Source organism: Prauserella alba, assembly GCF_024171735.1.
GTDB lineage: Bacteria > Actinomycetota > Actinomycetes > Mycobacteriales > Pseudonocardiaceae > Prauserella > Prauserella alba.
This window is the reverse complement of sequence record NZ_JAMTCH010000004.1, coordinates 1,297,871-1,322,330: the sequence shown is the minus strand read 5'-3', so window position 1 is coordinate 1,322,330 and position 24,460 is coordinate 1,297,871. Positions and strand designations below refer to the sequence as shown.

Below are 24,460 nucleotides of genomic sequence, written 5' to 3'. Positions count from 1 at the left end.
GCAGCGGCGAGGCTGAGGCGCCACGACCAGGCGGCCCGAGGCATGGCAACTGCGCAGGTCACAACAGGTAGGAGCTGGGGGTCGTGATGAACACCAACCAGTCGAGCTGGCGTATCCAGGCGTACTGCCGGGACACGGACCCGGACGGACTGTTCGTCCGCGGGGCAGAGCAGAATCGCGCGAAGACCATCTGCATGGGCTGTCCCGTGCGGACGGAATGTCTTGCCGAGGCGCTCGACAACCGGATCGATTTCGGTGTCTGGGGCGGTATGACCGAACGGGAACGGCGTGCGCTGTTGCGCAAGCGCCCCGAGGTGCACAGCTGGTGGGACCTCCTCGAGTCGGCCAAGCGCGAATACGAGCCGGCGGGTGCCGGCTCGAGCTGACACGTCGGACGGGTGGACGCCGGCCCCGCCGGTGTCCACCTCTCACAACCGGTGTCCACCTCTCACGACAGCGGCGGGCCCGCGTGTGTCAGGCGCCCGCCAGGCGATCGCCGATGTCGCGTAGTCCGCCCACGTCGTGCACGTCCCCGGCGAGCGCGGGCACCCGCCGCACCGGCACGTCCGGGTGCGCCCGGGTGAAACGCTCCAACAGCCGGGATTCACGTTCGGCCAGCAGCACCCGGTCGGCGTGCAACCGCAGCACCGCCTCGGCGAGGGGTGCGCTCGTCTCTCCCCGTTCCAGCGCCTCGGCCGCGGCGAGCGCGTCGACCACGGTCAGGTCGGCCAGCACGGGATGCGTCCGGTTCGCCACCAGGCCGGCCAGCGGCATCGACTCCTCCGAGAGCCGCTCCACGAAGTAGCTCGCCTCCCGCAGCGCGTCCGGTTCCGGCGCAGCCACGACCAGGAACGACGTCCCCTCGGACCGCAGCAGTTCCTGTGTCTTCGCCGCCCGTTCGCGGAACCCGCCGAACGTCGAGTCGAACGCCTGCATGAACGCCGAGGCATCCGCGAGCAGCTGGCCGCCCAGGATCGTCGAGACGGCCTTGGCGAACATCGAGAAGCCCGCGCTCATTACCTTGCGGATTCCCCACCCGCCCGCGCGGGCCGGGCTCGTGAGCAGGCGGATCATCCGCCCGTCCAGCGCCGCCGACAACCTGCTCGGCGCGTCGAGGAAGTCCAGGGCCGAGCGGCTCGGCGGCGTGTCGACGACGATCAGGTCCCAGTCGCCCGTCGCCGCTAGCTGGCCCAGTTTCTCCATCGCCATGTACTCCTGCGTTCCGGAGAACGACGTGGAAATGGTCTGGTAAAAGGGGTTGCTCAGCAGCTGTTCAGCCCGTTCCGGGCCGGCGTGGCGCCGCACCATGTCGTCGAACGTGCGGCGCATGTCCAGCATCATCGCCCACAGCTGGCCGTCCGGTTCGAACCCGTCCACGGCCACCTGCCGGGGATGATTGCCCAGCTCACGAAGGCCGAGCGCCTGGGCGAGCCGCCGCGCCGGGTCGATGGTCAGCACCACCGTGTTCCTGCCGCGTTCGGCTGCCCGCAGTGCGAGCGAGGCGGCCGTCGTCGTCTTGCCGACCCCGCCCGAACCGCAGCACACGATCACGCGCGTGTCCGGGTCGTCGATGAGCGCGTCGACGTCGAGTCCGTCGAGCTCGCCGTGGTCCGGGATCTCCTGCGTGCCGGCCACCGTCACCGCACCCCCTGCTCGCGCAGCGATTCCGCCAGCTCGTACAGCGCGGCCACGTCGACCCCGCCGGAGAGGTCGGCCAGTTCGAGTGTCGGCAGGTCGCTCTCGGACAGTTGCTGGCGCGCGGCCGTCTCCGCCTCGACCCGGCCTGCGTGTTCCACGGTCTCGGTCACCAGTGCGTCGAGCGTCGTGTCCGGCAGGTCGAGACCCGCAGCCCCCAGACCGCTCCGCACGCGGTCGGCGTCGACGCGGCCACCGGCGGCCGGCGAGATCGAGCGGGCCGGCAGCCGCGGCGGGCGCACCCGGTTGATCAGCACCGCCCCGGGGCGCAGGTCCGCGCCGTCCAGTTCGGCGACCGCGTCCAGCGTCTCCCGCACCGGCATTTCCTCGAGCAGGGTCACCAGGTGCACGGCCGTCTCGCCGGAATGCAGCAGGCTCACGACCCCGTCGGCCTGCGAACGGATCGGCCCGGTCTTGGCAAGGTCCGTCAGCGCGCGGGTGACGTCGAGGAACTTCACCACCCGGCCCGTCGGCGGCGCGTCCACGACGACGGCGTCGTAGAAGTGGCGCCCGTCGGAGTCGGTCCGGCCGACGCACTCCTTGATCTTGCCCGTGAGCAGCACGTCCCGCAGTCCCGGCGCGAGCGTGGTCGCGAACTCGATCGCGCCCATCCTGCGCAGCGTGCGGCCCGCGAAGCCGAGGTTGTAGAACATCTCGAAGTACTCGAGCAGCGCCGCCTCGACGTCGATGTGCAGCGCCCGCACCTCGCCGCCGTTCGGGGCGGAGGCGATGCGCTGCTCCGCGTACGGCAACGGCTCGGTGTCGAACAGCTGGGCGAAGCCCTGCCTGCCCTCGACCTCGACCAGCAGTACGCGCCTGCCGTGGCCCGCGAGTGCGAGCCCGAGCGACGCGGCGAGTGTCGTCTTGCCGGTGCCGCCCTTGCCGGTCACGAAATGCAGCCGGGTGCGGGTCAGCTCGTCGGTCCAGCCGGCCAGCGTGGTGGTCACCGGGGAAGCGTAAGACATCAACTCGCCAAGGCCAGCACGGCGACGATCACCGCGATGCCGCCGGCCAGCCACCAGGAGACGGCGGGAGTCAGCACCGTGAGCGTCAGCACGCAGGTCAGGGCCAGTGCGGTGACGCCGACGAGGCCCGTCACGGCGACGGCCTGCCACCGCCCGGTCCGCTCCCGCACGCGCGCCATGATCATCAGCACAGCCAGGACACCGGCCACGCCCAGCAGCGAGGCCGCGAAGATCCGCCACGTTTCCACGGGAACTCACGCTACTGGCAGTGGTTGTCTAGGGTGACGGCCATGAGTGCCACGAAGTGGGAGTACGCCACCGTTCCGCTGTTGATCCACGCCACCAAGCAGATCCTCGACCAGTGGGGCGAGGACGGCTGGGAGCTGGTCACCGTCCTGCCCAACCCGAGCGGCGAACAGCACGTCGCGTACCTCAAGCGCCCGAAGGACTGAGGCCGATGAGCGCCAGCACCGCGTCGGCGAGGCTCGCCGAGCTCGGCATCGAACTGCCCGGCGTCGCGGCTCCGGTCGCGTCGTACATCCCCGCGATCCGCACGGGACCGCACGTTTACACCTCAGGCCAGTTGCCGTTCGTCGACGGCGCGCTGCCCGCCACCGGCAAGGTCGGCGGTGAGGTCGGGCCCGAGGAGGCCAAGCAGTACGCCAGGACCGCGATGCTGAACGCGCTGGCCGCCGTCCACGACCTGGTGGGCATCGACGCGGTCACGCGCGTGGTCAAGGCCACCGGTTTCGTCGCCTCGGCGGAGGGGTTCAACGCCCAGCCCGCGGTGATCAACGGTGCGTCCGAGCTGCTCGGCGAGGTCTTCGGCGAAGCGGGTGCGCACGCCAGGTCGGCCGTCGGCGTCGCGGAGCTGCCGCTGGGCGCGCCGGTGGAGGTCGAGCTGATCGTGGAGGTGTCGTGATGGACCCGGATGTCGAGCAGGCGTGCCACGAGCTGCTGCTGCGCCTCTCCGGCCGGCTGCCCGACAACCTGGTCTGGCGGTTCCGCGACTGGCTGGGTGAGGGTGCGATGAGCACGCTCGCCCGCGTGCTGCCGAAGACTTTGCTCAAGCACAGGGTCGACCTCGACCAGGAGGAGTACGGCCTGCTGGTGGCCGGCCTCGTCCCGCACGGCGCTGACCGGCATCAGGTCAGTTCCACCCTTGGGGTAGACGCACCGTTAGAGAGCGGGTACACATTCACCGCGAGTACACCTAACTGGGTGAACTCTGTCGACTCGGTGGCCGCCGTGATCGACGCAACGTTGCGACGGCGACCCGATGTGGGTGAAGTGCGGGAAGCTTGGCGACAGGAACGTGGGGCCGGCCCGGAGGGGGCGAAACGTGTCCTGCTCGTCACGGCTGCCGCCGGGCTTCCCCGGCTGACGGGCGAACTGCAGCGCCTGCTGCGCGTGCTGGGTGACGAGGCCCCGTGCGTGGAGGTGCTGCCCACTCGGTTCGACCCGCCCGCCTACCACCGGGAGGCGCTCGCGAACTCCCGGTTCGTGTGCGCAGGGGCGGCCGACTCCGGGCGGCAACTCGTATCCGCATAGCGTCCGCGGCCGGCGGGCGGGAGGGAGAGCGGCGACATGGTGGACCTGCGGCCCGGTGGTGACCAGGACGGCTTCGGCGTCCCGCTGCGCCTGTACAACGTGCTGCTCGCGCTCGCGGGCAGGCTCGACGACAGTGCCCTGTCCGAGGCGCGGGAGCTCGTCGCCCGGTCGAATCTCGACGACGCCACCGAACTGACCGTGGGGTCACTCGTCGCCGGCCGCCTTCCCGTCCGCCCCGCCGAACAGCGGGAGCTGGCTTCGCTGCTGGAGCTCACCCGCTCCGACCCGACGCTGGCGGACCAGCTCACCGTCGTCGACGACATCGCGGCGACCGAACACCGGTTCAGCCGCGAGGACGACCCCGACGCGGGTGTCGGCGACGCGCTCGATCGCGTCCTGCGCGTGCTGCCCGACCTGCGTTCGGTCCACGCCGTGTGGCGCAACACCGCCGCGGGCAGCGTGCCCGGACCGTTGCCGCAGCGCGTCGTGCTCGTCGACATCGGCCCCGATGCACACCCGCCCGCCGTCGCCTTCCGCGTCGGCGACGCGCTGCGTAAGGCCGGTATCCGTGCGGTCGTCGAGGTCACCGGGCCCGGTTCGGAACGCACCGCGTACCACGAGGCGGCGCTGTCCTCCGGTGTTCCCGTGTGGCTCGCGGGCCCGGACGCCGTCGCGCGCGACTCCGCGAGGGCCGAGTCTGTAAGAGCGGAGCCGGCTCACGCTGAGCCGGCACCCGCACCCACCGGCCCCGCGAGTGTTCCCCCGCCCCCGGAACCACAGACCCGGGAACCGCGGAACCCGGAACCGTCGCGGGCGGCACCCGGGAACCCGCCCGCCGTGGCCGCCGTATCGGAGACCCCCGTGTCCGACGGTCCGGTGCCCACCGAATCTCCCGTGCGGGAGCAGGCGGCCACACCGGCCCCAGAGCCGGCTCCGGCTGCCCGGGGCTGGACCGCGGAGCCGCCACGGTCGGCGAGGTCGTCCGGTGAGCAGGGCCGCGGCCGGCGCAGTCGCAACCCAGCGCGCGTACCGGCCGAGCCGCCCGAAACCGCGGGCGGCGAGCTGCCGCGTGGCGGTGAGGGTGGCCAGGTGGTCGAGTTCCCTCAACCGGCGCACGACGTCGAGCAGGACAACCGGTCGGCACAGACCACCGAGATGTCCCGCGAGGAGGTCGCCCAGCTGCGCGCCGCGATCGCCGAGGACAGGGAGAAGGGGCAGGCGCTCGCGTCGGCCGATCTCGACTCCGACCAACTCGCCCGGATCCCCGATCTCAACCTCGACGATCCGCAACTGACCGACCGCGACCGCGAGCTGCTGCGCGAGTTGCACGCCGAACTCGCCGAGCGGGAACGGGCCGAGGCACAGCGCCAGCGGGCGGGCGGGACCCCCGCGAACGGCACCGACGCCCGCTGAGGCCGCTGCCGGACTGCTTTCGGCGGCGCGGCCGGTCGCACAGCGACAACCACCTCGCGCCTCGTCCACCTCGCGCCTCGTCCACCGGGAATCTCGTCGAACCGTGCGGGCGCACTGCTCGGCACCCGACCGGGCAGTGGGCCCGCCGAGCAGCGGTTCCCGGCTCGGCGGGGCCACCGCGGGCACGACGGACGGTCGCGCTTGCGCGGGTCAGAACGCCATCGTGGCGTGCACGTCGAGGTTGAGGAAGCGGGGCTCCCCCTCGCACAGCTTCTGCAACCGCTCCGCGAACTTCGAGGTCGCAGGGTTCGCGGAGTTGGCCATCGCCGCCTCGTAGCTGGGGAACTCCACCATCTCGATGTAGGTGCCCGCGCGGTCACGGTCGCTGGTCGTGACGCCCCATCGCGCGGTCCGGTCGGCGCCGATCTCCTCGGCCCACTCCCGGGCCAGCGCCTCCACTTCGTCGATGCGGTCGGTGCGGAACTCGATCAGCTGGATGAACGCGCCCGGTGCCGTGTCGGCGACCGGCGCGTCCCGCAGCCCTTCCCGCGTCATCGCACGCAGCTGCTCGTCATCGGCATGTCCGTGCACATCCACCGCGTGCCTGGCCGCCGCCTGCGCCAGCTCTTCCTCTTCGCCGCTCATCGCCAGCGTGCAACCCGACACACTGGGGGTGTCCCGGCAGTCGACATATTTTCTGGTCATTTCTCGGCTCCTGTTCGATCCGTTCCTCGCCCGGTCGCAGGACAAGCGGGCGGAGGAGCGCCGACAGGTCCACTGTGCGCCGCCCAGGGAAGCTGTGACGAGTGACACAAGTCAGTCATCGGCCGCCATAGGTCACCGGACCGGCGATGCAGGTCGGCCCGCCCCGGCGCGGGCGACCCCGGCCGTTCACGAGGCACGGCCGTCCGGGAATGCCGGCATCGGACGGAGTCGGGAGTTCGGCGGCGGCGGTATGTTGCGGACGTGGCTGCGAACTTTCATCTGCCGAGGAGCGCGATGCCGGATCCGACCGGCGGCGCGGGATCGGCCGACGCCGCGGCACCGCAGGAACCGCCCGTGCCCGCCCGCGATGCGGCTACTGTGATGCTGCTGCGAGACACACCCTCCGGCATCGAGGTCTTCCTGCAACGGCGGGTCACGGCGATGAAGTTCGCCGCCGGGATGACGGTGTTCCCGGGCGGCGGGGTCGACGAGCGTGACGCCGACGCATCGATCGCCTGGGCCGGTCCGTCCGCCGCACGGTGGGCGCAGTGGTTCGGCTGCGACGAGCGCCTCGCCAGGGCGCTCGTGTGCGCCGCGGTCCGTGAGACGTTCGAGGAATCCGGCGTGCTGCTGGCAGGGCACGGCCCCGACAACATCGTCGGAGACACTGCCGGCTACGCAGGCGCCCGCGCCGCGCTCGTCGGCAGGGAGTTCTCGCTCGCCGAGTTCCTCGCCGACGCCGGGCTGACGCTGCGCGGCGACCTGTTGCGGCCGTGGGCGAACTGGGTCACCCCGGAAGGCGAGAAACGGCGCTACGACACCCGGTTCTTCGCCGCGGCGTTGCCCGCCGGGCAGGACGCCGACGGCGAGACCACCGAGGCGTCCGAATCGGGTTGGCGCACGCCCGCCGACGCCATGGCCGACGGTGAGGCGGGCCGCAGCATGCTGATGCCACCCACGTGGGCGATGCTGTCGGACCTCGCGGTGTGCCGGGACGTGACGGAGGTGCTGGCGACCCACCGGGCGCCGGTTCCGAAGGTGATGCCCACCCTGCGATTCGACGGCGAATCCGTGCTCGTCGAGCTGTGACCGGGACGCGGACTGTGACTGGAGGTGTGATGACCGGCGCGAGTGCGCACCCGGCCTACGAGACGCCGCGGGTGGTGACGTCGGCGGCGACGGTGGTGCTCGAGGAGAACCCGTCGAACATGACGCTCGAGGGCACCAACACGTGGATCCTGCGTGGGCCGGATGCGCCCGCGTCGATCGTCGTCGACCCCGGATATCTCGACACCGCACACCTGGAGCGGGTCGTTGCGGCTGCGGGGCCCGTCGAGCTGATCGTGCTCACCCATCACCATCCCGACCACACCGACGGTGCGCCGTGGCTGGCCGAACGGACGGGCGCGCCCGTGCGGGCGTTCGACCCCGGACTGTGCCTTGAAGGGGACCCGCTGGGCGACGGCGACGCCGTCCGCGCCGCCGGGCTGGAGCTGATGGTGCTGCACACGCCGGGGCACTGCGGCGACTCCGTGTCGTTGCGCTTCGACCACGACGACGTAGTGCACGTGCTGACAGGTGACACGGTGCTCGGCCGCGGAACCACGGTTGTCGAGCACATCGGCGACTACCTGCGGTCACTCGACCGGCTCGCCGCGCTGCCCGCCGGATCGGTCGGCCTCACCGGGCACGGCCCGGAGCGGGAGGACCTGTTGGCGACGGTCGACCAGTACCGCAGGCACCGGCAACAGCGCCTCGCCGAGATCCGGGGCGCGCTCGACGTGCTGGGCGCCGACGCGACGCCGCGGCAGATCGTCGAGCACGTCTACGCCGACGTCGACCGTGCCCTCTGGCCCGCAGCGGAATCCTCCGTCACAGCCCAGCTCGAATACCTGCAGAGCTGACCGAAGCCCCCAGGGGCACTTTGGTTGCACTGAACGCCACCAAAGTGCCCCTGGGGGCGCCTGATGGCAGTCGATGGGTCACGTGGCGAGTGCGGGGGCCCGTTCGGAGGCGACCGCGTGCGGGCGGATCGTGCCGCGCAGGAGTGCCACGACGGCGGCGAGCGCCATCGCCACCGCACCCGCGGTCAGGAACGCCGCCGACGGGCTCGCGTGTTCCACCACGTAGCCGCTCACGGACTGGCCGCAGGCGATTCCGAGCGTGACCGACGTCAGGACCCACGAGAACGCCTCGGCGGCGGTGTCCCGTGGTGCGGTGAGTTCGATCGTGGTCGAGTGCGTCGTGGACTGCGGGGTGATCATCGCGCCGGCCGCGAACATCGCCAGTCCGAGGCCCCACAACGTCGACGGCCACGCCATGACCGCGACCAGCGCCCCGAACAGGCCGAGCAGCACCGGCAGTCGCGCAGGCAGCGTCCGCGGCCACGGCCGGAGGCTGTAGGCAACGCCGAACGCCACCGAGCTCACCGACCACAGCGACAGCAGTACGCCGCCGACCGAGACGTTGCCCGCCTGATCGGCCGCCGCCGGCACCGCCACCTCCACGAATCCGATGATGATCCCGAAGCCCAGCGCCGCGAGCGCGAGCGTGCGCATGCCCGGGCTCGCCAGTGCGCCCAGCAATGACGCCCCCGCCTGCGGATTCGGTCCCCATTCCCGTACCGCCGGGCTCAGCGCGAACAGCGCCGCACCTGTCGCCATGCACGCCCCGCCGAGTACCAGGCCGGTACCGGGCCACGGGAGCGCGATCAGCACACCCGCCAGTCCCGGCCCGAGGATGAAGAACACCTCCATGCTGATCGCCTCGTACGAGAACGCGGCATCGCGGGTCGGGCCGGCGGGAAGCAGCCGGCCCCACAGCGCACGGGACGCCGAGCCGGTCGCGGGTTCGAACAGCCCGATCGTGGCGGAACAGCCGACGAGCACCGGTACGGGCGCACCGGCCTCGATCACGACGATCAGCGTCGTCAATGCGGTGACGAACAGTGCGGTGACCACCAGAAGTGGGCGTGTCGGCCCGAACCGGTCGATGATGCGTCCCTGGACGACCGACCCCGCGGCCACGCCGACGAGCGCCGCGGCCGACACGAGGCCGGCTGCGGCGAACGAACCGGTCTCGTGCTGGACGTACAGCAGTGCCGAGATCCCGATCATGGCGATCGGCAGCCGAGCGAGCACGGATGCCACGAGTGGCCTGCGGGAACGCGGTGTTCGCAACACCGCGCGGTAGTCGGCGAGCGAGGTGCGGCCCTCGGAGGCGGGCGGATCGGGCCGGTCTGACTGGGACATGCCCACTATTATGGCACGTGCGTACCAGTCTGTTTTCTGGACTGTATCTGCCGGCGACCGTGAGTATTGAGGTGCATACCCGCCCCTCTTTCGGGTATCCGTGTCTCAGTTGGATAACGGAACAGCGTTTTCGGGCATCTTCTGACCCTCGTGAGCGTCCTTGAGGGTGAAGACACTTGAAGAGCAGGGTGGGTGCCGTGCGATTCTGAAGAAGTCAGCGGGTCTCGCGTCGCGAGACCCGGCAGTGCGAGTCCCACCCATGAACAAGCTGAAGACGAGTTTCGTGACCCGGAACTAAGCGCAGTGCTTGACCGGTGCATACGGCGACCGGGCGCACCGGTTGGGCCGGGTGCCGGAACAGTCGATCAACTACATAGGCGGTTTCCTCGCTTCGCAGCGGGTACTCAAGTATCGAGAGGTCGGGTCATCCGGCGTCGTCGATGGCGAGACCTCGGTGGCACGAGCACCAGCGCTGCTGGAGGCGAACACAGTCTCCCTCCGGGATTCGGGTCGGGGCCTTTCAACCGGAGGGCGGGGAGCGTGGGCTGTCGGGGGATGGTCCACGCACAGGCAAAGGGCCGGTGCGCCACGTCGGGGGTGGCGCCCGGCCCTTTGTCATGTCTTGATGCAGTCGGCTGCGAGACGGCAGCTGTGCCCGAGACGGTCGCTGCCGATCGCCGCCTACCGTGCCTTCCGCGGTGCGGACCCGCAGCCGAGACAGTCCGCGACACCGCACTCCGCCGCGACGTCGCACCTCGCCGGAGTGCAGGATCCCGGATGTCGCCTGTCTCCGTAGGCGTTGCCGGAGCCGCCGACCGTCGCATAGGGGAAATTGTGGGACCTCGCGCGGTGCGAGGTGTCGAATCCCCTGGTCAGCGGGCGCGTCGCGCGAGTCGCTCGGGGTCGAGGATCAGCACGCTCTTGCCTTCGAGTCGCAGCCAGCCGCGGTGCGCGAAGTCGGCGAGTGCCTTGTTCACCGTCTCACGGGAGGCGCCGACGAACTGGGCGATCTCCTCCTGCGTCAGATCGTGCGTGACGCGCAGCAGGCCTGCCTCCTGGCTGCCGAACCGCTGGGCCAGCTGCAGCAGCGCGCGTGCGACACGGCCGGGAACGTCCGTGAAGATCAGTTCCGCGACCATGTTGTTCGTGCGCCGCAGACGGCGGGCCACCACGCGGAGCAGCTGCTCGGCGATCTCGGGACGCGTGGAGATCCACTGCCGCAGCGCGGCGCGGTCCATCGTCACGGTGCTGACCTCGGTCACGGTCGTCGCCGTCGAGGTACGCGGTCCCGGATCGAAGATCGACAGCTCGCCGAACATGTCCGAAGGGCCCATGATCTGGAAGAGGTTCTCCCGGCCGTCGGCCGACTTGCGGCCGATCTTCACCTTGCCCGACTTGATGATGTAGAGCTTGTCGCCGGGCTCGCCCTCGTTGAAGATCACGTGGCCGCGCGGAAAGTCCACGGTCTCCAGGGTCTGTGCGAGCGCTTCGGCCGCAGCCGGCTCCACGCCCTGGAAAATGCCCGCCCTGGCCAGGGTCTCGTCCACCTCGTGCCTCCTTTGAGAAGCGACCATCGCACCCGGGGACGGGAGCGTGGCGCCGGTCACTACGTGCAGTGTAGGGCGTGCCCTCGAGATCGCTTCCCGGCTCGCCGATCCGCCGTAGCGACACCCCGTCCTGGGTGACGTACACGGCAATCACCCGGCGCTGGGCGCTGCCTGACACAGCTCGTCGAGACCGTACGCGGACGATCTCCGACCCGAAAGTTTAACCCTGACGTAACGGTGCCGGGCGACCGCCTCCGTTCGGGTGGCACACCCTCACACCGGGTATCACGGTGACTACCGCCAGGCCATGCCGCGCGGGCATTTCTGAGACGTACGGGTGATGAATCGACGTCATTGTGTGACCAGGTCGCGTGCGTCGCCCCCGTCGCAGTGCCGGCCGACGTCGGTTCCGGCCTGCCTCAGTCGGTGCCGCGCGCGTCCGAGGTCCGTGACTCCGTGGGTCGGGCCGAGGACTGCGGAGCCGAGGACTGCGGAGCCGAGGCTCCGGTCGATGCGGACGTGTTGGCCTGCGACGACTGCGGGTCCACGCCGTCGCGGCGGGGTTTGCCGAACCGGCCCCCCGAACGGCCGCCGAACCGCCTGCGGCGGAACAGTTCCAGGGCCCTGCCGATGCCGTGCCCGTACAGCGCCCTGACCTCTTCGGGTTTGGCCTGCTCGAGGAACTCCTCGACGTCCTCGCCGCGCACGGACACGTGGCGCAGCCGGGTCTCGACGCGTTCCATCCCGAGCGCGAACAGCATGACCGCCAGTGGCACCGCGATGACGAACCAGACGGTCATTTCTCTCCAAGTCCGGCGATCGGGGGCATCGCCGCGTTCGAGGGTAGTGAAGCGTGTGCCCGTCCTGTCGGAGGTCGCACGTAGGCTAACGATGTGTCGTCAGCGGTTCCTGAGCACCCCCGGGAGGGGACGCCCCGAAAGAGTGTTGTCCGGTCGCGGCCGCTTACCGAGGAGAGTCGGCTGGCCCTGGTGCGGCGGGCGCGACGTATCAAGCGTTGCCTGGACGAGGCTTATCCAAACGCCGAGTGCGAGCTGGACTTCGCCACGCCGCTCGAGCTGCTCGTAGCCGTCATCCTGTCGGCGCAATGCACCGACGTGCGCGTCAACCAGACCACGCCTGCCCTGTTCGCGCGCTACCGCACGGCCGCGGACTACGCGGGAGCCGACCGGACCGAGCTCGAGGAGTACATCCGGCCCACCGGCTTCTACCGCAACAAGGCGACCTCGCTGCTGCGGCTCGGCGCCGCACTGGTCGAGCGGCACGACGGCGAGGTGCCGAGCACGCTCGACGAGCTCGTCAAGCTGCCGGGAGTCGGCCGTAAGACGGCCAACGTGATCCTCGGCGAGGCGTTCGGCCTGCCCGGCATCACCGTCGACACGCACTTCGGCAGGCTCGTGCGCCGCTGGGGCTGGACGGCCGAACAGGACCCGGTCAAGGTCGAGTTCGCCGTCGGGGACCTGTTCCCCCGGAAGGACTGGACGATGCTCTCGCAACGGGTGATCTGGCACGGCAGGCGGATCTGCCACGCGCGCAAACCCGCGTGCGGTGCGTGCCCGGTCGCGCGTGACTGTCCCGCGTTCGGCGAGGGCCCCACCGATTTCGACGAGGCCGCGGCGCTGGTCAAGGGGGACGAGCGGGACCACCTGCTGGCGATGGTGTCGGAGCGGTGACTCCCGCGGCGCGCTGGGCGTTGGTGGCGGGTGTGCTGGTGATCGCCGCGTTGGTGGCGGTCGTGCCCATGGTGAACTCGCAGGACGGCACCGACCGTGGCGAGGACCTGGGCCCCGCACGGGCAGCCGCGCAGCTCGGAGAGTGCCGGACCGGCTCCGGCGCTCCCGCCGGTGGACTGCGCGGGGTCGAGGCGGTGTGCCTGGCCGACGGTTCGCAGGTCGACGTGGGTGAGGTCGTCGCCGCGGGGGACCGGCCGACGCTGATCAACGTCTGGGCCACGTGGTGTCAGCCGTGCCGGGAGGAGCTGCCGCTGCTCGACGCCTACGCGGCCGGGCCCGGCGCCGCGAGGGTGGTCACGGTGCAGGTCGAGAGCGGCCAGCGGGAGGGGCTCGAACTGCTGGCCGAGCTCGACGTCGACTTGCCGGGCCTGTTCGACGGCGAGGGGCCGTCGGGTCCGGTGCGCGAGGCGCTGTCGGTGCCGCGCGCGCTGCCGGCGTCGTACCTGGTGACCCGTGACGGTGACGTCGAGCTGATCCGCAAGCCACGGCTGTTCACGACCCAGGAGCAGATTCGAGAGGCCCTACGTGCGGGAGGTGAGCGGTGACCTGTGAGATGAGCGGCCCGCTCGTCGACCCGGCGGAGGTGCCGGACTGGCTGGCCGAACTGGTGCGGGCCAGCGCCGCAACGGACGCAGCGGCGTTCACCCGCCTCACCGTGCCGGACGGGCAGAACCCCAGGGCGGCGTCGGTGCTGGTGCTGTTCGGCGAGCAGCCGGTGCACGGTCCGGACGTGCTGCTGCTGCGCCGCGCCGACACGCTCGGCTCGCACGCCGGGCAGGTGGCGTTCCCCGGCGGCGGGGCCGAGGACGGCGACGAAGGTCCGATCGGCACGGCACTGCGCGAGGCGGAGGAAGAGACGGGCGTCGAGGTGTCCGGCATCCGCCCGGTGGCGGTGCTGCCGCGGCTCTACATCCCGGTGTCGCGGTTCGCGGTGACACCGGTGCTCGCCCACTGGGAGGAGCCTTCGCCCGTGCACGCGGTCGACCTCGGCGAGACGGCCGCCGTGGCGCGGGTGCCGCTGTCCGAACTGGCCGATCCGGCGAACCGCTTCATGGTGCGCAAACCCGGTGGTGGCTGGAAGGGACCTGCCTTCACCGTCGGTGAGCTGTTCGTCTGGGGGTTCACGGCGGGCGTGCTGACGGCACTGTTGCGACTGGGTGGCTGGGAACGGCCATGGGATCACACGGATGTGCGAGACCTTGACGTAGCGTGGGCGCGGCACATGGAGCGTGAAACGGGCCGGGAGTGACGGTGAACTGGGTCGACCTGCTGGTGATCGCACTGGCACTGCTCGCGGCGGTGTCGGGCGCACGCCAGGGCATGCTCGTCGCGTTGCCCGCGTTCATCGGTGTCGTCGCGGGTGCGCTGCTGGGGATCGAGCTCGCGCCGTGGCTCGTGGACTCGTTCGACGAACCCGCGGCGCGGGTGGCGATCGCCGTCGGCACGGTGGTGTTCCTCGTCGCGCTCGGCGAAACCCTCGGTGTGCTGGCTGGCAGTCAGCTGAAGAACCGGATCCGCTCGCCGAAGTTGTCCAGTGTGGACAGCACGCTCGGTGCGATCGTGCAGGGCATCGTGGTGTTCGTCGTGGCGTGGCTGATCGCGCTTCCGCTCACGAGCGTCGCCGCGCTGCCCGGGCTGGCACGCGCGATCAACGAGTCGTCGGTGCTGGGTGGCGTCAACGACGTCATGCCGGACGCGGCGCAGGGGCTGCCGGGGGAGCTGCGCGAGCTGCTCGACGCCTCCGGCTTCCCATCCATTGTGGATCCGTTCCAGCAGGCTCCGGTGCGGGAGATCTCCCCGCCCGACGAGTCGCTGCCCGCCGACGCCGTTGTGCAACAGGCGCATCCGAGTGTGCTGAAGATCCGCGGCGTCGCCTCCTCGTGCTCCCGCTCCCTTGAGGGCAGCGGCTTCGTCGTCGCCCCACAGCGTGTGATGACGAACGCCCACGTCGTCGCGGGCACCGACCAGGTTGCCGTCGAAACCCCCCAGGGGCGAGAACCTGCCACGGTGGTGCACTTCGACCCGAGTACCGACCTCGCTGTGCTGGCCGTGCCCGGTCTGACCACGCGTCCGCTCGACCTGCGTGACGAGGACGCCGTCGAAGGCGACGACGCGATCGCGCTCGGCTACCCGCTCGACGGGCCGTACACCGCGTCGCCGTTGCGGGTGCGTGAACGGATCAACCTGCGCGGCCCCGACATCTACGACGCCAACACCGTCCAGCGTGACGTCTTCACCGTCCGCGGACAGGTGCGCAGCGGGAACTCCGGCGGCCCCATGATCGACCCGGACGGCGACGTCATCGGTGTCGTGTTCGGCGCGTCGGTCGAGGATCCGGACACCGGATTCGTGCTCACGGCCGACGAGGTGCGGGACGAGTACGAACAGGCGCCCGCCTACGGCGCCGAGGTCGGCACGGGCCCGTGCACCTCATGACGCGGCGGATGCGCCGCGATCCCGACGTCCGCACCGCGGCCGGTCACCAGGCCCATCAGAACCGACTCCAGGCGTTCGCTCTGCTCCTCCTGGGTTTCCTCGCCGCCGCGCCGCGACCCCGGTGGCTGGGCTCGGCGCGGCGGCACTGAGATGTCGACGTGCTCGGGTGCCGACGTGCTCGGGTGGTGCGGTGCCCGGTGGCGTGCTCAGGCGGTGACGAGGTCGCGACGCCGGAACCCGGCGGCCCCTGCGCCCACCAGCAGGGCGCCGACGGCCGTCAGGATCCCCACGGCGCCCCAGGAGATCTCGTCGGCCGGATGCTGGCCGACGTGCTGGAAGGGTGAGGTGTCCAGCACTGCTCGGTCGAACTCGAGCATCTCGCCGAACAGGCTCAGCACCGTGCCGTAGACGAACACGATCCACACCAGTCCGAGGAGCCTCGGCGCGAGTCCGTACAGGGCGACGGCCAGCCCGAGGAAGAGCCACGCGGCCGCCACGTGCACCGCGTTCCCGAGCACGACCGGGCCGAACAGTCCCCAGTCGCCGGTGCCGAGCACTGCGCCGACCCCCTGGCCGAGGCCGGCGAGCAGCAGCAGCCACAGGGCGCCTGCCGCGGTGACGGCGGTCCACGAGCCCAGCCACGACGACCGGCTCACGGCCGTGGCGAGAACCGGCTCGGCGCGCACGCCCTGTTCCTCCCCCCGCAACGACTGCACGGACAGCACCACGTACACGGCGACGATCAGGGCGAAGTAGATGCCCATGAAACCCAGGTAGCCCTCCAGGATCCCCTCGGCGCCCCCCATGACGGTGACGATCTCCTCGGGCATGTCCGCCGCACCCTCCTGCATGGGCTGGGCGAAAGCGCCGAAAGTGACGCCGGCGAGCACCATCGCCATGGACCAGCCGACGAGCGACGGACGCTGGAGCCGGTAGGCCAGCGCGAGCGTGCTGCGCAGCCACGTGGCCGCACGTGCCGAGCCGAGCCGGTCGGGCAGGACTCCCGCGGCGAGGTCCCGCCGGGTCTGGAGCGCGTAGCCGACCGCGGCGCCGGCGACGGCGAGCGCGACCGACAGCAGCAGCGGCCACCAGCGGTCCAGCGTGAACGGCGCGGTCTGCTGCGACCATCCCAGTGGCGAGAGCCAGGACAACCAGCCGAGGCCGCCGTTCTGGGTGGTCGACATGTCGCCGATGCCGCGGACGACGAACGCCGCCCCGAGCACCGCACCGGCGATGCCGGACCCGGCTCGAGAGAAGGCCGAGAGCTGCGTGGTGATCGCCGCGACACCGGCGAATGCCAGCCCCGCCGCGCCGATGCCGGCGCCCATGAGCAGCGACGGTCCCGCCTCGGGCGGCGGCTCGATCGTCGAGCCCAGCGTGACCAGGCCGGTCAGTCCGGCGACCAGCAGGTTCATCACCGTCGCCATGATCAGCGCCGCGGTGAGCTGGGCGTGCCGCCCGAGCACGTTCGCGCGGACCAGCTCGGCCCGCCCGGTCTGCTCCTCGACCCGGGTGTGCCGGGACACGGTCGTGATCGACATGAAGGCGGCGCCCAGCATCAGGTACAGGGCGTAGAAGCCCGCGACGAGCCGGGCGACGGTGATGTCGTCGAAGCCGTAACCGGGTCCGCCGATCAGCGCCATCACGGGGTTCGCGGCCATCGTGGCCATTCCGGCCAGGCTCTCGGCGTCCATGACGGCGCCGATCGCGTTGGCGAAGTAGGCCCACAGCACCGTCAACCCCAGCACCCAGGCCGGCAGGCGAACGCGATCGCGGCGGACCATGAACCGCAACAGGGTCCCGGTGCCGGTGAGCGCGCCGCGCTGGTGGGAAGTGCTCTCCGGTGGCGCCGCGCCGCCGGGCCGTTCGGTGGCGGTCGTCATGACGCCACCTCGTTCCTGCCGGCGCGGGCCTTGCCGGCGCGGCGCTTGCGGGAGCCGTTGGACGCGGAACCGCCGTCGTGGCTGCCGTTGCTGCCGGCTCCGCCCAGTTCGTCGCCGTAATGCCGGAGCAGCAGCTGCTCCAACGTCGGTGGCGTGGCCGTCAGGGCCTGCACGTCGTGGGACGCCAGGTCGCGCATGATCGTCGGCAGGTACTCGGCGTCGACCTCGAACCGCGTCTGCTGACCCTCGGCGTGCAGGTCGTGCACGCCCTGCCGCCGAGCGAGCTCGGTGAGGGGCTTGTCGGTCAGCGCGGTCACCGTCGTACGGGACAGGTGCCGCAGATCCTGCAACGTGCCGGACTCGACGACGGTGCCCTTGCGAATGATGGAGATCCGGTCGGCGAGGATCTCGACCTGGGCCAGGATGTGGCTCGACAGCAGCACGGTGACGCCCGCCTCCTTGGCCTCGCGGACACACTCCTGGAAGACGACCTCCATCAGCGGGTCGAGGCCCGCGGTGGGTTCGTCGAGCAGCAGCAGGTCGACGTCGGAGGCCAGCGCCGAGATCAGCGCGACCTTCTGCCGGTTGCCCTTGGAGTAGGTCCTGCCCTTCTTACGCGGGTCGAGGTCGAAGCGCTCGACGAGCTCGTCGCGCTTGGCCGCGTCGACCCCGCCCCGCAGCCGGGCGAACAGGTCGATGGCCTCCCCGCCGGTGAGGTTCGGCCACAGCTCCACATCGCCGGGCACGTAGGCCAGCCTGCGGTGCAGGGCGACGGCGTCGCTCCACGGGTCGCCGCCGAGCATGCGCACCGTCCCGGCATCGTGGCGCAGGATCCCCAGCAGGATCCGCATCGTGGTGGACTTCCCGGCGCCGTTCGGCCCCAGGAAGCCGTGGACCTCTCCGCGCGCGACCTCGAGGTCGAGGCCGTCGAGGGCGGTGACCTTCCCGTAGTTCTTGGTGACGCCGGAGATGTCGATGGCCGGGGACTCGCCCTTGGCCGGTCCGGTGGACGACATTGTCGACCTTCTTTCTGCCGTGGAGTCTCGTGGTGTTCGCGATGTCGTGCGCGTGGTCTGCAGGTGTGCGCCGGCTGTCCGCGGATCAGGCGGTGTCGGGTGTGGTGCCCGATTCGGCCGGGGGATCGGCCGGAGGGTCGCTGTCGCTGAACGGTTCGGTGCGGTCGGGCGCGTAGGCGTCGAGCAGGGTGCTGTCGGTCAGCAGGCCGTGGGTGTAGAGCTCGAGGGCAGGCAGCATGAGCTCGTGGGTGGTCCGCCGCCAGAAGTCCGCGTCGAGCTCGCCGAGTTCCTTGTCTGCCATCAGAACGGACTGCAGCATCCAGCCGAGCGAGATCGAGAAGGTGAGCTTGACGCGGGCCCGTTCGTCCCGGCTGGGGCGCATGACGCCGGTGCGGACCCCTTGCCGCATCCAGCGTTCGGCCTCGCCGTACATGTCGGTGAGGAGGTTCCGCGCCGCATCGCCGCCGGTCATGAGACTGCGCACCACGTAGCGAATGAGTGGCTGGAACTCGTCGACCATCGCCATCTGTGTCAGGAACGTGGCGCGCAGATCGGCCGAGCGCATGGCCTCGGTCTTGTACTTCTGGATCACGTCCACGACGTGTTCGTCGCAGGCGCGGCGCAGTTCCTCCTTGGAGTCGAAGTGCTTGAGGATCGCCGGTGCGCTCACCCCGACGTCGGCCGCGATCGCGCGCAGTGAGGCGTCGAATCCGTCCTGCCCGAAGCGGTTGACGGCAGCCTCGAGGATGCGGGTCCGGGTGTCCGGAACCTCTGCGGGTGAACGCATGTAAACCACGGTAAACGCGTGTAAACCGGGTGCGCAAGTGGGGTGCGATGTGAACGGGTTCGCCCAGGTCACGAGGGTGCTGAGCGAAGGAGTCCCCCCGGCGGGTTCGGGTTCGCGGGAGGTCGGCCCTGTCAGCGGCTGCGGAGGAACGAGGCGAGGATGGCCGAGGTCTCCGCGGGCGCTTCGAGGTGCGGGAAGTGGCCGACTCCCGGCAGGGTGATGAACTCGGAGTGCGGGCCGCGCCACGGAGTCGAGTCTCGCGCGGTCGAGGGCAGCACACACGGGTCGTCCTCGCCGTGCAGCTGCAGGACGGGCATCGTCACGCGGGCGTCGATGTCGCGCCGGAACCGTCTGCCGTCGCCGCGGAACTGTGAGCGCAGCGCCCAGCGGTAGTACTCGAGGGCGCTGTGCGCGACGCCGGGGATGCGCATGGCGTGGCGCAGGGTCGCGGTGGTCTCCGTGAAGTCGCCGGTGCCGCGCCACGCCTCGCCCGCCCACGATGCGAGCAGCTCGCCGGTGTAGGCGGCGTCGTCGGCGACCAGGCGTTTCTCCGGCGCCATCGGAATCTGGAACCGCAGCACGTGGCTCGACGCGCGGGCCTGCGCACCCCGGAGCCCGAGCGGCAGCCGGAAGGCCGCGTGCCGCAGTGCCAGCGGGTGCGCGCCGCCCAGCACGCCGACGGATCGCACCACCCGCGGCCGCATCGCAGCGGCCGACCAGGCGAGCAGCCCGCCCCAGGAATGGCCGACCACGTGTGCCGAGCGGAGGCCGAGCGCGCGGATCAGCCCGGCGACGTCGCCGGCGGCGGTCCACGCGTCGTAACCGCGTGGCGGTTTGTCCGAGTCCCCGTATCCGCGCAGGTCGACGGCCACCACGCGGAATCCGGCCTCGGCGAGGTCACACAGCTGGTGATGCCACGTCCACCACAGGCCTGCGAACCCGTGCAGCAGCAACACGGGTTCGCCTTCGCCCGCCTCCGCCACGTGCAGCAGGATGCCGTTGGCGGACACGTCGCGATGCGTCCACGGGCCGGGGTACCGGACGGTCGACGGGTCGGGCGGGAGCACTTCCGGGCTGCGGTGGCGAGGCAGGAAGGGTCAGGACCGCGGCAGCGGTTCGCCCGGGGCCGCGGGCGCGCCTTCGGCGGCCTCGGCCGACTTGTGCTGCGGCTTCAGTGCCGCGGCCGATTCCTTGATGCTGTCGATAGACCGCTGTGGCGCGCGGACCTTCTTGAACTTCCGGTACCCCAGGAAGCCGCAGATCCCTGCGAACACCAGCATCAGCAGGAACACGATGCCGAACGCGGCCCAGCGCTGGAGCCACTCCGACAGCAGTTCGCCGAGGAAGAAAAAGAAGAAGAACGAGCTGTAGAGCGCGACCACCGCGGCGATGATGAAGAAGACGCTGCCCTTGGCGGCCTTCTTGACCTCGCCGACCGTTTCGGCCTTCGCCAGCTCCAGCTCGGCGCGGAACAGCGTCGACATGTGCTGCGTCGCGTCTTTGACCAGCGAACCGATCGACGCGCCTTCGGCGGAGTCGGCCGCGGAGTCCTCCGACAACGGGAGGTAGGGCACCCAGCCCCCGGCATCCCGGTTGTCGCCGTCGTTGAGTTCATGCTTCGGGCTGCTCACGCGCCTCATCGTGCCATGGGGATGGCGTCACGGTCGCGAAGGGCGCACGGGCGGTGTCGATGTGGTGTGAAGTCGTCGTCTCGGCGTGTCGTCCGGCGGTCGGAGCGGGATGCACCGAACGGGTGAGGACACGGAGTTGAATCCCATCACGATCGGTAGCGAATGGGGAGTATTGTTGAGTACTGGCCAGTAATAACGGACAAAATCCGTCAAAGTACGCAGGATCGGACAGTAATCAACATGTCGGGTATCGAGGCTGAATCCGCCGCCGCGGGATCCGCAGGTGGCGGGAACGAGAAGACCTTCTTCGGGCACCCCCGAGGGCTCGCCAACCTCTTCGGCGTCGAGATGTGGGAGCGCTTCTCGTTCTACGGGATGCTCGGCATCCTGCCGCTGTACCTCTACTTCTCCGCCGCCGAGGGCGGCCTGGCGATGGACAAGGGCACCGCGCTCGGCATCGTCGGTGCGTACGGCGGCCTCGTCTACCTGTCGACGATCCTCGCCGCGTGGGTCGCCGACCGCCTGCTCGCTCCCGAGCGAACGCTGTTCTACAGCGCCGTCGTCATCATGATCGGCCACCTCGCGCTCGCCGTGCTCCCCGGGTACGCAGGCGTCGGGGTCGGGCTCGGCTGCGTCGCGCTCGGCAGCGGCGGCGTCAAGGCCAACGCCACCGCCGTGCTGGGCACGCTCTACGGCGAAGGTGACGAGCGCCGCGACGCCGGTTTCACGATCTTCTACATGGGCGTCAACCTCGGCGCCTTCGTCGGCACCGCGCTCACCGGATTCTTCCAGCACACGGTCGGTTTCCACGTCGGCTTCGGGCTCGCTGCCGTCGGCATGGCGCTCGGGCTGATCCAGTACTCGATCGGCCGCTCCAACCTCGGTGAGACCTCACGGGTCGTGCCGAATCCACTGCCGGCCTCGCGCCGCCCGCTGGTCGCGCTGGTGTTCGCGGCGGTCGCCGTCGCATGCGTGCTGCTCGTGCTGACCGGCGCGATCACCGCGCAGAATCTCGGGGACGTGGCGGTGTGGGTCGCGGGCCTCGCGGCCGCCGCGCTGTTCGTGATCCTGCTGACCAGTACCAGGGTTGGCAGCGTCGAGCGCAGGCGCGTGATGTCGTTCATCCCGATGTTCGTGGCCAGCGCCGCGTTCTTCGCGCTGTTCCAGCAGCAGTTCACCGTGCTCGAGGTGTACTCGGACGAACGCCTCAACCGGGACCTGTTCGGCTGGGAGATGCCGATCTCGTGGGTGAACCTGATCAACCCGGTGTTCATCCTGATCCTGGCACCGATCTTCGCCACGGTGTGGGCCAAGCTCGGCGACCGGCAGCCGTCGACGCCGATGAAGTTCGCACTCGGCACCGGCGTGATGGGCGTGGCGTTCCTGCTGTTCCTGCCGATGGCGGGCGGCGAGGGCAACACGAGCCCGCTGCTGGCGGTCGTCGGCATCCTGGCGACATTCACGGTGGCCGAGATGTTCCTGTCGCCGGTCGGTCTCTCACTGTCGACGAAGCTCGCACCGCAGGCGTTCCGTGCCCAGATGGTCGCGCTGAACTACCTGTCAGTGTCGCTGGGCACGGCGCTGTCCGGGTCCCTGGCCGAGTACTACTCGGCCGAGCACGAGGCGTCGTACTTCGGCACGGTCGGCGCGGTCGCACTCGGCATCGGCGTGCTGATCGCCCTGCTCTCGCCGTTCATCCGCAAGCTGATGTCCGGGATCCGGTAGGTCCGCTCCGCGTAGCCGGCCAACACGGCCGGCTACGCGGTCGACACGCCGAACAGGGAGCCGACACCGTAGGTGACCGCCATCGTGAGCGCGCCGACACCCGCGTTGCGCAGCACCGCAGGCAACCTGCGCGCCCCGCCGAGCGTCGCGCTGGTCCACCCGGTGAGCACCAGCCCGGCCAGCACGCCGACCGCGCAGGTCACGACCCGGATCTCCGGCGGCGGCAGCACGATCGCCAACAGTGGAAGCAGGGCTCCGGCCACGAACGCCCCCATCGACGCGAACGCCGCGTGCCAGGGATTGGTCAGCTCGTCCGGATCGATGCGCAGCTCGACGTCGGCGTGCGCGCCGAGCGGGTCCTTCTCGGTGAGTTCGCGGGCGACGCGCGCGGCGAGGGCGGGCGAGAGGCCCTTCTCCTCATAGATCCCGGCGAGCTGCCGTTCCTCGGAATCGGGCATCGTGCGTAGCTCCCACTTCTCGGTGCGGAGCAGTGCCTTCTCGGTGTCACGCTGGGTGCTGACGGACACGTACTCGCCGCCTGCCATCGACAGCGCGCCCGCCACGAGGGACGCGACACCCGCGATGACGATCGCGGAACGGTCCGTGGTCGCGCCGGCGACACCCACGACGAGACCGGCTACGGAGACGATTCCGTCGTTGGCACCGAGCACGGCCGCGCGCAGCCAGTTGGTCCGCCTGCCGACGCCGTCCTCGCGATGGTTGGTCCGATCCCGAGGTGATGCTCGACTGGGAGCTGTCGGATCTCCCCGACCGATTGGGCCGCCCGGCCGTGCAGTCCTGTCGGGTTGTGCCGCGTCGTTCGGTTGCGCGGTCCCGTCCGGTTGTGGGGTGTCGTCGGTGCCGTCCACATGCTCTCCCTAACCGTGCCCGCGGCGGGTATCAAGGACCCATGCGACAGCGCGAACACACCTACACGCTGACTCTGCGGTGGACGGGCGACCGTGGCACGGGCACGTCGGGTTACCGCCGCTTCGGCCGTGACCACGACGTGATCGCCGACGGGAAACCGTCGCTCGCCGGGTCGGCGGACCCGTTCTTCCGTGGCGACGCCGACCGGTGGAACCCCGAGGAGCTGCTGCTCGCGGCCCTCGCCCAGTGTCACATGCTGTCGTATCTGGCCGAGTGTGCGCGGGGCGGTGTGGTCGTCACCGGTTACTCCGACGAACCGGTCGGCACGATGACCGAGACGCTCGGGGTCGGCGAGTTCACGTCGGTGCAGTTGCGTCCCGTCGTCACCGTCGCCGACGCCACCATGCTGGATCGGGCCCGCGAGCTCCACGAACCCGCGCACCAGGCGTGCTTCATCGCGCGGTCGGTGAACTTCCCGGTACGCCACGAGGCCCGCATCGACATCGCCGCCGACACGGACCGGTCCTGACGCCTTCGGCGCAGGCGATGCCGATGCCGGGAGTCCGGACCACACCCGCAGGCGACCCGGTTCACTGCTCCAGTTCGGCCAGCTGCTTCTTCGCCTCTTCGAGTTGAGCCTCGAGCTCGGCCACGCGGGCCTGCTGCTGCTCCTTCGCGGCGTTGATGACCTCGTCGATCGGCGTCGACAACTGCTCGTGGAGCTCCTTCGCCGCACGCGACACGGCCGAGGCGGTCACGGCCAGTCCGCGGGTCACCCACTTGCTGCCGTGCTTGAGCTCGGCCTGCCATTCACCGTCGGCCGTTCCGGTGACGGTGAGGGTCAGTTCGACGGTGCGGGTCTTGCGTGCGCTGGTCCCCTTGGCACGGCCGCGCTTGGGCTTGGCGTCGTCGGCGGACTGTTCGTCACCGGACCGGGAATCGGTCTGCGGGGTCTGGGCCGACGTCGTGCCGGCCGCATCGCCGGCCGACGGATCGGACGTGCCGTCGGAGGCCGCGGAGGCGTCGGCAGTCGAGTCCGCGCTGGTCAGCGGCGTTTCAGCAGCTTGATCGCTCATGTCGGTGGTCGCGGTGGTGCCGGTGTCGGCGGCGACTTCGGTGCTGGCTTCGGTAGTGGCTTCGGCATTCATCGCGGGCGGGTCCCCTCGAAACGTCCGGCAGTGGCGCCCGCATTGTAGAACACTCGTTCGACGTGTTGTCCACCCGGGTGCTCGCC

General features: G+C 70.6%; 26 protein-coding genes and 1 pseudogene. 13 read left to right on the top strand and 14 right to left on the bottom strand.

Features of this window, described 5'->3' with window-relative positions:
* Positions 1 to 86: 86 nt before the first annotated feature.
* Positions 87 to 386 carry a WhiB family transcriptional regulator gene (locus LY12_RS14930; RefSeq protein WP_253857012.1) on the top strand — a complete coding sequence of 100 codons (300 nt, stop codon included), beginning with the start codon at positions 87 to 89 and terminating at the stop codon, positions 384 to 386.
* An 88-nt stretch (positions 387 to 474) separates the two neighbouring features.
* Here the strand turns inward: LY12_RS14930 and bagB are convergent, their stop codons facing one another.
* The 3 genes from bagB to LY12_RS14915 are packed head-to-tail and all read right to left on the bottom strand — an operon-like array spanning position 475 to position 2,908.
* Positions 475 to 1,635 carry an ATPase BagB gene (gene bagB, locus LY12_RS14925; protein ID WP_253857010.1) on the bottom strand — a complete coding sequence of 387 codons (1,161 nt, stop codon included), beginning with the start codon at positions 1,633 to 1,635 and terminating at the stop codon, positions 475 to 477.
* A 2-nt stretch (positions 1,636 to 1,637) separates the two neighbouring features.
* Positions 1,638 to 2,642: an ATPase BagA gene (gene bagA / locus LY12_RS14920; RefSeq protein ID WP_253857008.1), complete on the bottom strand. Its 1,005-nt coding sequence runs from the start codon at positions 2,640 to 2,642 to the stop codon at positions 1,638 to 1,640.
* Between the two features lie 17 nt (positions 2,643 to 2,659).
* Positions 2,660 to 2,908: a hypothetical protein gene (locus LY12_RS14915; RefSeq protein ID WP_253857006.1), complete on the bottom strand. Its 249-nt coding sequence runs from the start codon at positions 2,906 to 2,908 to the stop codon at positions 2,660 to 2,662.
* Between the two features lie 42 nt (positions 2,909 to 2,950).
* Between LY12_RS14915 and sp36 the strand changes: the two genes are divergently transcribed.
* From sp36 to LY12_RS14895, 4 genes are read left to right on the top strand one after another with little or no spacing between them, the layout of a single operon-like run.
* The gene (gene sp36 / locus LY12_RS14910; protein ID WP_005466698.1) at positions 2,951 to 3,112 is read left to right on the top strand and encodes a Sp36 family protein; all 162 of its coding nucleotides are present in this window, start codon (positions 2,951 to 2,953) and stop codon (positions 3,110 to 3,112) included.
* A 5-nt stretch (positions 3,113 to 3,117) separates the two neighbouring features.
* A complete protein-coding gene (locus LY12_RS14905; RefSeq protein ID WP_253857004.1) occupies positions 3,118 to 3,582 on the top strand; it encodes a RidA family protein in 465 nt (154 codons plus the stop codon).
* On the top strand, positions 3,582 to 4,211 hold the full coding sequence (locus LY12_RS14900) for a hypothetical protein (RefSeq protein WP_253857002.1): 630 nt from the start codon (positions 3,582 to 3,584) through the stop codon (positions 4,209 to 4,211). The genes LY12_RS14905 and LY12_RS14900 overlap by 1 nt, the downstream gene beginning before the upstream one ends.
* A 36-nt stretch (positions 4,212 to 4,247) precedes the next feature.
* Complete coding sequence (locus tag LY12_RS14895) at positions 4,248 to 5,624, top strand: hypothetical protein (RefSeq protein ID WP_253857001.1); 1,377 nt, start codon at positions 4,248 to 4,250, stop codon at positions 5,622 to 5,624.
* 210 nt (positions 5,625 to 5,834) lie between these two features.
* Here LY12_RS14895 and LY12_RS14890 read toward each other — a convergent pair whose 3' ends face one another.
* Entirely contained in the window at positions 5,835 to 6,329 is a 495-nt protein-coding gene (locus LY12_RS14890) for a DUF1059 domain-containing protein (protein WP_253856999.1), read from the bottom strand.
* A gap of 294 nt (positions 6,330 to 6,623) precedes the next feature.
* Here LY12_RS14890 and LY12_RS14885 point away from each other — a divergent pair, with 294 nt between their 5' ends.
* Entirely contained in the window at positions 6,624 to 7,418 is a 795-nt protein-coding gene (locus tag LY12_RS14885) for an NUDIX hydrolase (protein ID WP_253856997.1), read from the top strand.
* Between the two features lie 29 nt (positions 7,419 to 7,447).
* Positions 7,448 to 8,233, top strand: a complete 786-nt coding sequence (locus LY12_RS14880) for an MBL fold metallo-hydrolase (protein ID WP_253856995.1) — start codon at positions 7,448 to 7,450, stop codon at positions 8,231 to 8,233.
* 78 nt (positions 8,234 to 8,311) lie between these two features.
* Here the strand turns inward: LY12_RS14880 and LY12_RS14875 are convergent, their stop codons facing one another.
* The 3 genes and pseudogenes from LY12_RS14875 to LY12_RS14865 all read right to left on the bottom strand — a co-directional run.
* Complete coding sequence (locus tag LY12_RS14875) at positions 8,312 to 9,580, bottom strand: MFS transporter (protein ID WP_253856994.1); 1,269 nt, start codon at positions 9,578 to 9,580, stop codon at positions 8,312 to 8,314.
* A gap of 872 nt (positions 9,581 to 10,452) precedes the next feature.
* Positions 10,453 to 11,127 carry a Crp/Fnr family transcriptional regulator gene (locus tag LY12_RS14870; RefSeq protein ID WP_183648802.1) on the bottom strand — a complete coding sequence of 225 codons (675 nt, stop codon included), beginning with the start codon at positions 11,125 to 11,127 and terminating at the stop codon, positions 10,453 to 10,455.
* 581 nt (positions 11,128 to 11,708) lie between these two features.
* Positions 11,709 to 11,927 (bottom strand): annotated as a pseudogene (locus LY12_RS14865) (hypothetical protein); the annotation flags it as partial.
* Between the two features lie 180 nt (positions 11,928 to 12,107).
* On the opposite strand from LY12_RS14865, the gene nth reads away from it, so the two are divergent.
* From nth to LY12_RS14845, 4 genes are read left to right on the top strand one after another with little or no spacing between them, the layout of a single operon-like run.
* Positions 12,108 to 12,818, top strand: coding sequence for an endonuclease III (gene nth / locus LY12_RS14860; protein ID WP_253857441.1), 711 nt, complete (start codon positions 12,108 to 12,110; stop codon positions 12,816 to 12,818).
* A complete protein-coding gene (locus LY12_RS14855) occupies positions 12,815 to 13,423 on the top strand; it encodes a TlpA family protein disulfide reductase (RefSeq protein WP_253856993.1) in 609 nt (202 codons plus the stop codon). The genes nth and LY12_RS14855 overlap by 4 nt, the downstream gene beginning before the upstream one ends.
* 8 nt (positions 13,424 to 13,431) lie before the next feature.
* Positions 13,432 to 14,127, top strand: a complete 696-nt coding sequence (locus LY12_RS14850; protein ID WP_253857439.1) for an NUDIX hydrolase — start codon at positions 13,432 to 13,434, stop codon at positions 14,125 to 14,127.
* A gap of 2 nt (positions 14,128 to 14,129) precedes the next feature.
* Positions 14,130 to 15,314: a MarP family serine protease gene (locus LY12_RS14845; protein ID WP_253856989.1), complete on the top strand. Its 1,185-nt coding sequence runs from the start codon at positions 14,130 to 14,132 to the stop codon at positions 15,312 to 15,314.
* Between the two features lie 206 nt (positions 15,315 to 15,520).
* On the opposite strand, the gene LY12_RS14840 is transcribed toward LY12_RS14845, so the two are convergent.
* The 5 genes from LY12_RS14840 to LY12_RS14820 form a co-directional block, all read right to left on the bottom strand.
* Positions 15,521 to 17,197 (bottom strand): ABC transporter permease, encoded by a 1,677-nt coding sequence (locus tag LY12_RS14840; RefSeq protein ID WP_253856988.1) that lies wholly within the window; start codon positions 17,195 to 17,197, stop codon positions 15,521 to 15,523.
* Positions 17,194 to 18,213: an ABC transporter ATP-binding protein gene (locus LY12_RS14835; RefSeq protein ID WP_253856987.1), complete on the bottom strand. Its 1,020-nt coding sequence runs from the start codon at positions 18,211 to 18,213 to the stop codon at positions 17,194 to 17,196. Before LY12_RS14835 ends, LY12_RS14840 begins: the two co-directional genes overlap by 4 nt.
* Before the next feature lie 85 nt (positions 18,214 to 18,298).
* A complete protein-coding gene (locus LY12_RS14830; RefSeq protein WP_253856986.1) occupies positions 18,299 to 19,000 on the bottom strand; it encodes a TetR/AcrR family transcriptional regulator in 702 nt (233 codons plus the stop codon).
* Between the two features lie 131 nt (positions 19,001 to 19,131).
* Positions 19,132 to 20,067: an alpha/beta fold hydrolase gene (locus LY12_RS14825; protein ID WP_253856984.1), complete on the bottom strand. Its 936-nt coding sequence runs from the start codon at positions 20,065 to 20,067 to the stop codon at positions 19,132 to 19,134.
* Positions 20,068 to 20,097: 30 nt separating this feature from the next.
* Positions 20,098 to 20,640: a phage holin family protein gene (locus LY12_RS14820; RefSeq protein ID WP_253856983.1), complete on the bottom strand. Its 543-nt coding sequence runs from the start codon at positions 20,638 to 20,640 to the stop codon at positions 20,098 to 20,100.
* Positions 20,641 to 20,871: 231 nt separating this feature from the next.
* Between LY12_RS14820 and LY12_RS14815 the strand changes: the two genes are divergently transcribed.
* Entirely contained in the window at positions 20,872 to 22,356 is a 1,485-nt protein-coding gene (locus LY12_RS14815) for a peptide MFS transporter (RefSeq protein ID WP_301302509.1), read from the top strand.
* A gap of 32 nt (positions 22,357 to 22,388) precedes the next feature.
* Here the strand turns inward: LY12_RS14815 and LY12_RS14810 are convergent, their stop codons facing one another.
* Entirely contained in the window at positions 22,389 to 23,027 is a 639-nt protein-coding gene (locus LY12_RS14810; protein ID WP_372493512.1) for a VIT1/CCC1 transporter family protein, read from the bottom strand.
* Between the two features lie 239 nt (positions 23,028 to 23,266).
* Here LY12_RS14810 and LY12_RS14805 point away from each other — a divergent pair, with 239 nt between their 5' ends.
* On the top strand, positions 23,267 to 23,755 hold the full coding sequence (locus LY12_RS14805; protein ID WP_253856982.1) for an OsmC family protein: 489 nt from the start codon (positions 23,267 to 23,269) through the stop codon (positions 23,753 to 23,755).
* Between the two features lie 61 nt (positions 23,756 to 23,816).
* Here LY12_RS14805 and LY12_RS14800 read toward each other — a convergent pair whose 3' ends face one another.
* Entirely contained in the window at positions 23,817 to 24,374 is a 558-nt protein-coding gene (locus tag LY12_RS14800; protein WP_372493511.1) for a DUF6319 family protein, read from the bottom strand.
* Between the last annotated feature and the right edge of the window lie 86 nt (positions 24,375 to 24,460).